Raw genomic sequence first — 10,851 nt, forward strand, 5'->3', positions numbered from 1 at the left:
GGCCACCTGGGCCGGCACCGGGCCCGGGGACAAGGTCAGAATTCGGCGGTCACGCTGTCAGAACAGCGCGCGCCCTCGGCATCGCATAGCTGATACACATAACTACCGCCACCCTGGCCGCCCGGGACATCCGTGTAGCTGTCGGAATCATCCACCACGGCCACCTCTTCGCCATCCCGGAAGACCACCGCAGTCTCGTCCTCCAGGCCAGTCCAGGACAAATCCACATGATGGCGGCCACGTACCCTGTAGGGGTCAAGCTCTAGCTCCACCGAGTCTGTATCGCCGTCGTCGCCCCCGTTACCATCATCATCACCGTTGCCATTATCATCCCCGTTCCCGGGCTCCCCGCCGGAAGCAATGGTCTCCACCTGCCCGGTTCGGGAATTCAGGGCCATGTCGCGGTTGTCTGAATCCGCCAGGACATGAACCCGCAACCCACTCATGCCCAGGGTGGCATCCACGCCATTCTTGGAATCAAAGTTGGCTGCCTCTGCCTGGAACTCCGCCGAGCGGGCATTGATGAAGATGCTCGCCAGATCGGGCCCAGCCAGCAATTGATCCGGCACCTCGGCAGATCGCTCAACGGCACCGCTGACGCCATTGTAGTCATCATGAAAGAGCAACAAGCCCAGCTGGACCCGCCCATCCCCCAATGCGGAGAAAACCGTTTCCTGGCGATACCCCCGCTCCCCATCTTCCAGAGCATGGGTGTGGCCGGCCGCTTCCAGAATCACGGTGCCCCGGGTGCTTTCCTCAAGCTCAAAGGGGCTGTCGAAAATGAGCCATTGGAAATAGTCGGCATCGTTCACAACGGCGCCATCCACAAAAAGGGCACCATCATTGGCAGGACCCTCGCCAACCGTATCCACGGACTCGGCATCAATCGGCGGGATGGCCTCGGCTTCATCAAAGCTCCATCGCCAGCCATCTGACAGCCGGTCCAGACGCACATCGGTATAGATCAATGGGCGACCGGGCTCCCGGACCATCTCGGTCTCCTGCAGGCTGGTAAAGAAGCTCACCCCACCGTGACCGATGACTTCCGCTTCACCCTCCTGAACCACAATGCCACTGTATTCCTCGATGCCAATACCCACCAGGCTGTCCGAGGCGCCATCGTCAATCGCCTTGGCATGAATACCCAGAAGACGACCCATTCGTCCCCGCCAGGTGTAATGCGTATCGACCACGGCATTGTCGAGGAAGGCCAGGAAATCTTCGTGGATGCCGCTGCCACCGTCCCGGTCATCCAGGTAGCTACTGTGGCTGTCGTATAGAACATCCGTGCTGATCATGTCCTGCCCCGAGGCATAGCTCAGTGAGGACAGACTCATGGCCCCGGCGCTGGTACCACCGATTGCACCGCCGGCGGCATGCACATCCCGAATATGGGACTCCAACAGCGTGCCTTTCCACCAGGTCACATACTCCCACTGGTCACCACCGCGAATAAAGATCACATCGGCATCGGCTACACCATCAACCACAGCGGGATCATCAGCCCGGTTGCGACTGTCAACTTCCACATTCTCGAAACTCACTTCTTTCCCGAGGGTGTCGCCAATCCAGACAAAGTATTCACCCAGCCAGTCCCTATCACTGGGGTTACTGGGGAAACTGGTCGCAAGGATGGCTACACGAACCACCCCGTCGCCGTGAATATCGCCGTTATCAAGCAACCGGGAATACAGCCCGTATGACCAGCTACTGGTATCTCCTACATCACCTTCAGCGCCACCGCCGGCAAGGACCAGAAGTGCTTCCCCGCCATTACTCGTCTCGCCATTGCCCGATGAGGCATCGCTTTCGGAAAAGCAGGCGGCAGAAAGCGCGAAAAATAGCGATAGGACAGCAAACTTAAGATAAGGCATAAGACCTCCTCGGCTCAGCCAAGGCTGTAACACCTAGCTGAACCCAATCAAAACGGCTCCCACCATGAAGGCCATGGAAAGCCCCAATAGCAGCAGCACAAAAGGAACGATGAACTTGACCCACGTCCACCAGGAAACCCGGGCCACACCCAGAACGCCCATGAGCACCGCGGAAGTGGGAATAATCAGGTTGGTCACTCCGTCACCCAGCTGAAAAGCCAGAACCGCCACCTGACGGCTCACCCCCACCAGGTCTGCCAGTGGCGCCATGATGGGCATGGTCAGCGCAGCCTGTCCCGAGCCTGAAGCCACGAAGAAATTGAAGCCCGCCTGAAAGCCGAGCATGGACAGGGCCGATGCTATGGGGCCCTGCCCCTCCATGGCCTGGGACATGGCGTGCAGGATGGTGTTGAGGACCGAGGGCGAAGTGGGATCATTGCCCCCGAGCACCACCAGGACCCCCTGGGCCATGGCCACAATCAGTGCCGCAGGCAGAAGCGCGGCAGCCCCTTCCTTGAAGGAGACCACTACGGCATTGGTATCCATACCGTTAAGTCGGGAGACAGTGGCTATCACGCCGGCGGCCAGCCCCATGGTGAAGAACTGGGTAGCAATCTCGGCGATGTAATAGCCGCGAGCCGTAACGCCCCAGACAATCCAGGCGATCCCCGCCACGAGCACCAGGATCACCAGACCATGGGCCACGGTGAAACGATCCGATACCTGTTCTTCGAAGCGGTCACGAAACCAGGCATTGGCCTCCGGCACCGGCGATCGCCCTGGATCAGTCTTGACCCGACGGGCATGCCACAGTGCAAAAAGGATCAGGGTAGCCGTGAACACTGTCCACAGTACGCCCCGGAATCCAGCACCCGATAACACCGGCACCTCGGCGATTCCCTGAGCAACCCCCACGCTAAAGGGGTTCATCCAGGAACTGCCGAAACCCACCTGGGTCGCCACATAGGTGATCAAAATGGCGGTCAGGACGTCATAGCCCAACACCACGATCAAGGGAATGATGATCATGGCCAGGGCAATGGCTTCCGCCCCCATGCCGAAGATGGCACCCCCCAGAGAGAACAGGACCGTAATCAGTGGCAACAGGACCATGTCTCGACCCCGCATGGCCTTGACCACGCTGATCAGACCAGTCTGTATCGCGCCGGTACGCAGAATGATCCCGAAGGCGCCACCGATCAGGAGGATGAAGGCAATCACTCCCACGGCCGCGGAGTGTCTGTCACCTGCAACCAGCCCCTCGAAGGCAAAATTCAACAGCCCAGGGCTGCCCTCCTCATCACTGAACAGGCGCACACCGCGCCGGACCGGCTCGCCTTCCTCATCCTGAAGATATTGAAAGCTGCCGGGCACGACCACTTCCCGAGACCGCTCCACACCCTGCTGCTCATAGCTGACCACCCGGGTTTCAAAAGCGCCCTTGGGAACCACAAAGCTCAGCATCGCCGCTGCAATGACGATGAAGAACAGGATCACGAAGGTATCGGGAACGCGACTGGCCCCGGCCTGCGGTGTGACTGATGCGGCTGACTGACTCATTTCATGGCTCCGGCAAACCCCCGACCCCAGGGGCCGGGGGTTGCTGCACTCTGATTAACGACCAAAGGGCATGGTATACCGGAGCCAGTAGAACCGGCCCATGGTGGTGTGATTTACCAGGTCCACGTTAGCCGAGGAACCAAGCACCCTGGGCGGCTCATCATCAAGGATGTTGTCCACATGTAGCGAGAGCCAGGATTCATTGTCGAAATCAAGGCTCACGCTGCCATCCCAGCGGTTCCAGGAGGAGACACGAGCGAGATCCCCAATATCCGCCCGTTCGATGTCATCCTCGTAGGAGCCGGTATGGCGCAAAAGCAGGCCAAATTGCCATGGCCCGGTGTTCCATCTCGCCTCGGCATTGACCAGCATTTCAGGATAACGCCAGGTACCGGCAAGGCTCTCTTCCGGCTCGATGGTGGACAGACGGCGCTTGAAGGAATTGATCCAGGTCGCGTCCAGGAAAAGCCTTAGATTACCCGCCTGCCCCAGGTCGATTCGCTGCTCAATGGAAAGGTCCACACCATCGGTTTTCTGCTCACCCACATTGATGAGCTGGACAAAAACCTCCCACAAGCGGCTTTCCAGATCGCCGCTCATGGTTTCGATACCCACGTTTCCAGGGCCAATCCCACCGGGTTCAGCGATAAGATCCGGATCGTTCAATGCATCACGAAACACCACGGCATCGTCGATATCGACCAGATTGGTGTGCTCGAAACGCCAATAATCCAGACTGATGGTCAGATCATCCGTGGGGCTTGTCACGATGCCGAAGTTCCAGGAATCGGAGTCCTCCGCTTCCAGATCCGGGTTGCCGGTGATCTGGGACAGATAGGAGAGATCGTCGGCCTCGCCCTCACACCAATTGTCGAAAAACTCCGAATCCTCGGAACAGGGCAACGTCCCTGACGACAGGGTGATACCTGCACCCACCTGGGCCAGGGAGGGTGCCCGGAATGCCTGGGCCCAGGAGCCCCGCATCAGGAAGCGTTCATGGGGCTGCCAGCGGAAACCCACCTTCGGGCTGAAGGCACCGCTGAAGTCGCTGTAATGGTCGAATCGCCCCGCAAGCTGCATGTCGAAATTTTCAGCCAGGGGCACGTTGAACTCCGCATAAGCGGCGACCACATTCCTGTCCGCCTCCACATCCGTGGAACCGAATCCAAACACGGGCACCTGGAAGTTGTCATCCGGATCGGCCGTTGCCAGAGGCGAAGGATTGTCTTCGGCATATTCATGCCGGAACTCGGCACCGAAGGCCGCCGACAAGGCGCCATGACGAAGGCTGGCCAGATCACCGGCCAGACTGAAGTCAATGCCGTAAAGGCCGGACTCACCGCGCCGGGGTACACGCTCTCGGACCAGGTCCAGGACTTCCGGGCTATTGGCATCCTGCCCACCAAAAGGGTTGTACCAAAGACCGTCCGTCTCGGGGTCACAACCCACACTGCCATCCGGGCAAAGTTCACCAAAGAGGCCGGCGCGGAACTTTTCCCGATTCATGATCCCGCTGATGGCTCGTTGCACGGAACGGTTACGGGCAACGGTCAGGGCGGTATCCCATTCCCAGTTGCCGTCGGTAATGCCGTCCAAACCGGTGACCAGACGCCAGGTATCGCTTTCCAAATCAATGGCGCGGGCTTCATTGAAACGCCCCCAGCCCTGGAATAGCGGATCGATACCGAACTGGTCCAGCTCATCGGCTCGCTCATCGATCTCTTCCTGAACGTCGGTGGGGATATCCGGGTGGTCCAGGGAAATGATCTCACCAGACCAGGGTGCCGGTGCCGAATTCGCTTCACTCCTGTTCTGCTGGTAGATGAAATCGGCATACCAGCGGGTGCGATCAGTGATGTCAAAATGAGCGAACACACCCCCACCAATCCGCTCGGTCGGTGGCACAGTGTCAGTGAAGGCATTGCGGTTGAAGGAGCAGAACTCCCCGAAACGTCCGACGTCCTGAAGCTCAGGAGGACAGCTTTCCTCAATGAAGTCTTCCTGGATCAAGTCAGGGTCCACATTGAAGCTTGGCCAGCGGCCCTGCTGAGAGGGAAACGGCTCTACCGCCGTAATGGAACGGTCACGGTCCCGGAGGGCGGAACGGTCATAATAGTCGATGAAGCCTGTCACATTGCCGTTTTCGAAGTTCCGGCCGAATGCCACATTGATACTGCTCCGACTGTCATTGCTGCTCGCCGCCGAGTCACCATAGCCGAGCCTTACCTCACCGCCGTCCAGGTCATCGCGGAGAATCACATTGACCACACCGGCCACGGCATCCGCGCCGTAAATGGCTGAAGCGCCGGTTGCCAATACATCCACCCGGTCCACGGCAGCCATGGGGATGGAGTTGATATCAACAAATGATTCGCTTTGATTGGCGAAGGAAGCCACTGTCGTACGGCGTCCATTCACCAACACCAAGGTGGATGCGGTACCGAGACTGCGCAGGGAAACACCGGCAGCCCCCGCAGGACTATCGCCCGTCAATGTACCGCTCTGGGCCGTGGTGAAAGTCCCTTCACCGCCCCCCATCTGAGGTAGCAAACGAAGAAAGTCAATCAGCGAATCCTGCCCGGAGGCATCCAGATCTTCGCGGTCAAAGCTGAGGAGAGGCTGCACACCCTCCAGGTCAACACCGCGAATACGGGAACCGGTCACCTGGACCCGCTCCAGCTCCGCCTGACTTTCATCATCGGTGTCATCTGTCTCTGCAACGGCTAAGCCGTTCGCTGTCGTCATCCAGGCAAGGCTGGCGAACACAGCTACGGCCAACTTTGTATCAAAAGCGTTTTGATTGCTCATAAATCCCCCTGATCTCATCGGGATTCAAGGCCACCATCAGCCAGAGGCAGCTCTCCAGCTGTCATCCGAACGCCCACTGCGGACAGAAGACGCAGCAGCATCCTGAGGGATGTAGGCGGTTTAGGGGATGGCGCGGGTCCGACTGGTGCCGAGAGCACCGGGCGGGAATGCACCATCAGGTCACTGCGTGACCTGACGATCTATTCGTCGAACCACTCGCTGAGATAGTGCGGCTTGTACCGATACGGCGACTTGCAAAAGCGGCCGTGGAAGGTAGCCAAGCCTGTCAGTGTCTGGATGGCCATTGTTTCAGACCGCTCCCGGGGTCATACTACCCACTTGGTCTTCTCCAAAGAAGGCTGGCCTTGGATTGGCCTCCCCTGCCAGCCTTCCCCTCAGACTATCCACGACCTTTTGCCAAAGTCAAGTCACTGTGTCGCCCAGGCGACACTGATTCACTGCAATTGGACGGATGGGGAAGACCATGAAAACCCGCCAAAGGCTTGCATTCATTGCCTTCGCAGCGCTGTTGCTAACGGCCTGCGGCCCGCAGCCGTTGCAAGAAAACGACAACCCGGAAAATGACATTCAATGGTCACTGCTGCTTGCCGGCGGCAGCATCAGCCTGTGCTCCAGCCGCTATCGCAGCGCTTGCGACGATGAGCGCCGCGACGAGGCAGACTGGCCCACCAGTGCGCATACCGCGACGGTTTATCGACTGGACCGCAAGCGCCTGAAGCGGATTCTGGATCCTGCCTATTGGCAGGAAAAGCGGGAGCCGCAGAGGGCAAAACTGGAACAACGCCTGAAGGCCAGTCTGAAGAGCGGTAGCAGCGATTTTGCTCACAAGGAGCTGAGAGAGCTCATTCCGGATGAGCTCAGCCCGCGAGAGCGGGACCGGGTCATCGATTTACTGGAAGCATTCAGCGAAGACCCGGCCCGGGACGGTGAACGCGCCCGGGAATGGGTCAGCGCCGCCAACACTCGCGAGCACGAACGGCCTGCCATTTACCAGGAGTTTGTGGAAATGGCATCCGCGGTTTCCGGCAGGGATCAACCCAGGATACTGGTCTTCACTTCAGCCGCCCGAGACCCTCTGTCCGTGGTGGACTATTACCTGGGCGCCTTCGAACAAAGTGGCGCCGAAGCACGCTGGGCACCAACCGGCCCTGCGGTCCATGCCGCTACACGGGCCGGAGAATGCGACGACCTGGACCAATGGCGTGCCGGAGTCAGCAACGCCTGGAACCGTGCCCACATCTATCCTGACCTGGCCGCAAAGCAGACAGAGGCCTGCCTGAACCCCGACACTCTGACCTCTCTGATGGATTGGGCCGACGGGGTGTTCTTCAATGGCGGCGACCAGTCTCGACATCGGGCGACGCTGTTCAAGGATGAGCGCACGGCCGGCGCTGCCCTGACTCGACTTCGTGAGCGATTCCAGGCGGAGGCGTTGGTTGTCGGCGGGACCAGCGCCGGCACGGCGGTACAAACAGGGCAGGACATGGCCATGATTGCCAGTGGCACTCCGGAGGCCGCATTGCGCGGTAACATGGTGACATCGCCCCCACCCGCCCCGGATTGCGGCCTTCATGGTGACTGCCCGGAAGGCACTGATCCGGATACGCTGACCTGGCAGCAAGCGGGGGGCCTGGGCCTTTTCTCCTTCGGATTGCTGGATACCCATTATGGCGAACGGGGCCGTCCAGTCCGCTCCATTGCCCTGGCAGCTGCCACCGGCGCTGACCTGAGCTTTGGAGTCGATGAGACCACAGGCCTGCTTGTGGGCCAAAGTCCTGGCGGAGACCGGCATTTTCATGTTCTGGGTGCCGCCGCTGCCATGATCATGGATTTTCGCGAGTCTACGCTATCCCTGAACGAATCAGGTCTGGCCGCCCGCAATGTGTTACTCCACCGCCTGACATCGGGCAATGGGATGACAATCGATGCAAAGGGGCGTTTCCACATTGCCCCGGAAAGCAGCACAGAACAGGCAAGCTGCGACTCACCATCTGACGCGGATCTGCTGGGCGATCAGGGCGTTGCGAAGATGGCCGGAAAACTCCGTTGCAGCAAGCAGGCTCGCCTGACGGCAGAGCACCATGCATCACCGCAGCGCTGGCAAATCGAGCTTGAAGAAACAGAGCAGACGCAGTGGTTGAGTGCGGATCGAAACCAACACGTCGGCTGGTACGGCCTATCCTTGTCCCTTGGCCCTGAATCTGCCGCCGACAGCAAACGTGGAAAGGAGGCCCGGAAATGATGAAACTGCTCAAGAATTGCCGACTGCATTCACCGATGGATGAAGGCATGGATCACCTGCTGGTAGCCGGGGAGGTAATCGTCCTGCGCGGAGAACAGGCCCTGGCACTGGAGGGCTCTGGCGGTATTGAGAGCGCGGACATGGAGGGTCGCATGGTGATCCCCGGCCTGGTGGACTGCCATGCCCACATCACCGGCGGTGGTGGCGAGGATGGTCCGGAAAGCCGGGTGCCTTCAGTCGACCTGGGCGCATTCACCGCTGCAGGCGTCACCAGCGTGGTGGGACTGCTTGGTACTGATGACCTGGTACGCACCACCGGTGAGTTGGTGGTCCGCGCCCGCGCTCTGATGGCAGAGGGCCTATCTGCCTGGTGCTACACCGGCGGCTATCATGTCCCGCCCGTGACTCTTACCGGCAGCATCCGCGCCGATATTGTTCATATCGATCGGGTCGTGGGTGTGGGCGAACTCGCCGTCAGTGACCACCGTTCCAGCCATCCCACCGATCAGGAACTGATCCGCATCGCCAGCGAAGCTCATGTGGCCGGGCTGATGGCCAACAAGGCCGGAGTCCTGCACCTGCACCTCGGCGACGGCAAACAGGGCATGGACCCCCTGTTTCGGGTTCTGCGCGATTCGGATATTCCCGCCCGAGTCCTGCAGCCCACCCATATCAATCGCCAGCCTGCCTTGATGGATGAGGCAATGGAGGCTGCCAGACGAGGCTGTCACGTTGACATCACAGCCTTTCCAGAAGATCCAAGCCATGCTGATGTACCGGCCGCCGAGGCTCTGGCCCGTTATCTGGATGACAACGGTCCCAGCGGGCGGATCAGCGTGAGTTCCGACGGCGGCGGCTGCCTGCCTCATTTCGATGACCACGGGCATTTGCACAGCCTGGATGTGGGACGACCTGATTCCCTGCTATTAACGCTCCAGAAACTGTTGCGCAGTGGAAGGCCGGCAGAAACCGTACTGCCGGCCTTCACCTGCAATCCCGCCGAGCTGTTGAAACTGCCTCGCAAGGGGAGACTGGATGTAGGCATGGATGCAGATCTGGTCGTGCTCGAGGAGGACTATGCAGTGAGAGACGTGATGGCCCGGGGTCAGTGGCATTGGCGAGATGGTCAACAGCGTCTTTTCGGAACGTTTGAAAAACCGGGAAGAAAGACTGACTGATACTCAGAAAGAAAAAAGCCGCTCCCGAGGGAGCGGTTTTTTTCAAACAGCATCAGCGAAAGATGCTTACATGTTGCCGATCAGGGCCTCAGCAAATTCGCTGGTCTTGACCTCCTTTGCACCGTCCATCTGACGGGCAAAGTCATAGGTCACCGTCTTGCTGGCCACGGTCTTTTCGTAGGCCTTCTGTACCAGTTCGCTGGCCTCGGTCCAGCCCATGTAGTCCAGCATCATGGTGCCGGAGAACAGCAGGGAGCCGGGGTTCACCTTGTCCTTGCCGGCATGCTTGGGTGCGGTGCCATGGGTGGCTTCGAAGACAGCCACTTCATCGGAGATGTTGGCGCCGGGGGCAATGCCCACGCCACCCACTTCCGCGGCACAGGCGTCGGAAAGGTAGTCACCATTCAGGTTCATGGTGGCCAGCACATCGAACTCTTCCGGACGCAGCAGCATCAGCTGGAACATGATGTCGGCGATGCGGTCCTTGATGACAACCTTGCCTTCCGGCCGCTTGCCATCGTACTTGTCCCACAGCTCATCCTCGGTGATGATCTTGTCACCGAACTCTTCCTTGGCCACTTCATAGCCCCAGTTGCGGAAGGCGCCTTCGGTGAACTTCATGATGTTGCCCTTGTGGACCAGGGTCACGCTCTCACGACCCTGCTCAATGGCCCACTCAATGGCCTTGCGCACCAGGCGCTTGGAGCCGAAGGGGCTGATGGGCTTCACACCCAGGCCAGCGTCGTCGAAGAAGTTGGCGCCCATCTCATCACGCAGGAAAGTGGACAGCTTCTTGTTCTCATCGGACCCGGACTGGTATTCGATGCCGGCATAAACGTCTTCGGTGTTCTCACGGAAGATCACTACATCGATGTCTTCGGGCTTCTTCAGCGGCGAGGGCACGCCCTCGTAGTACTTCACCGGACGCACGCAGGCGAACAGGTCAAGCTGCTGGCGCAGGGAGACGTTCAGGGAACGGAAGCCCTCACCCACCGGGGTGGTCAGCGGGCCCTTGATGGCCACCCGCAGGTCCTTGATGGCTTCCAGGGTCTCGGCCGGGAAGTAGTCACCGTCATATTTGCCGGCAGCCTTCTCGCCCATGTAGAGCTCGGCCCAGTGGATCTTGCGCTTGCCGCCATAGGCCTTCTCCACGGCGGCGTCCCAGACC

General features: G+C 59.7%; 5 protein-coding genes and 1 pseudogene. 2 read left to right on the forward strand and 4 right to left on the reverse strand.

Annotated elements, in window-relative coordinates:
* Positions 1 to 35: 35 nt before the first annotated feature.
* From ACJWXQ_RS02335 to ACJWXQ_RS02345, 3 genes are read right to left on the reverse strand one after another with little or no spacing between them, the layout of a single operon-like run.
* Positions 36 to 1,874, reverse strand: coding sequence for a cyanophycinase (locus tag ACJWXQ_RS02335; RefSeq protein WP_406672055.1), 1,839 nt, complete (start codon positions 1,872 to 1,874; stop codon positions 36 to 38).
* Between the two features lie 33 nt (positions 1,875 to 1,907).
* Positions 1,908 to 3,434 (reverse strand): putative basic amino acid antiporter YfcC, encoded by a 1,527-nt coding sequence (gene yfcC, locus ACJWXQ_RS02340; RefSeq protein ID WP_406672056.1) that lies wholly within the window; start codon positions 3,432 to 3,434, stop codon positions 1,908 to 1,910.
* Between the two features lie 54 nt (positions 3,435 to 3,488).
* The gene (locus tag ACJWXQ_RS02345) at positions 3,489 to 6,242 is read right to left on the reverse strand and encodes a TonB-dependent receptor (protein WP_346050033.1); all 2,754 of its coding nucleotides are present in this window, start codon (positions 6,240 to 6,242) and stop codon (positions 3,489 to 3,491) included.
* A gap of 484 nt (positions 6,243 to 6,726) precedes the next feature.
* Here ACJWXQ_RS02345 and ACJWXQ_RS02350 point away from each other — a divergent pair, with 484 nt between their 5' ends.
* Together ACJWXQ_RS02350 and iadA are read left to right on the forward strand one after the other, a co-directional pair.
* Positions 6,727 to 8,505 (forward strand): cyanophycinase, encoded by a 1,779-nt coding sequence (locus tag ACJWXQ_RS02350; protein WP_406672057.1) that lies wholly within the window; start codon positions 6,727 to 6,729, stop codon positions 8,503 to 8,505.
* Positions 8,502 to 9,683, forward strand: coding sequence for a beta-aspartyl-peptidase (iadA, locus tag ACJWXQ_RS02355; RefSeq protein WP_346050037.1), 1,182 nt, complete (start codon positions 8,502 to 8,504; stop codon positions 9,681 to 9,683). Before ACJWXQ_RS02350 ends, iadA begins: the two co-directional genes overlap by 4 nt.
* Positions 9,684 to 9,752: 69 nt before the next feature.
* Here the strand turns inward: iadA and icd are convergent.
* Positions 9,753 to 10,851, reverse strand: a pseudogene (icd, locus tag ACJWXQ_RS02360) (isocitrate dehydrogenase (NADP(+))); the annotation flags it as partial.

This window comes from Natronospira sp., from assembly GCF_007134575.1.
In the GTDB taxonomy this organism is placed as follows: Bacteria; Pseudomonadota; Gammaproteobacteria; order Natronospirales; family Natronospiraceae; genus Natronospira; species Natronospira elongata.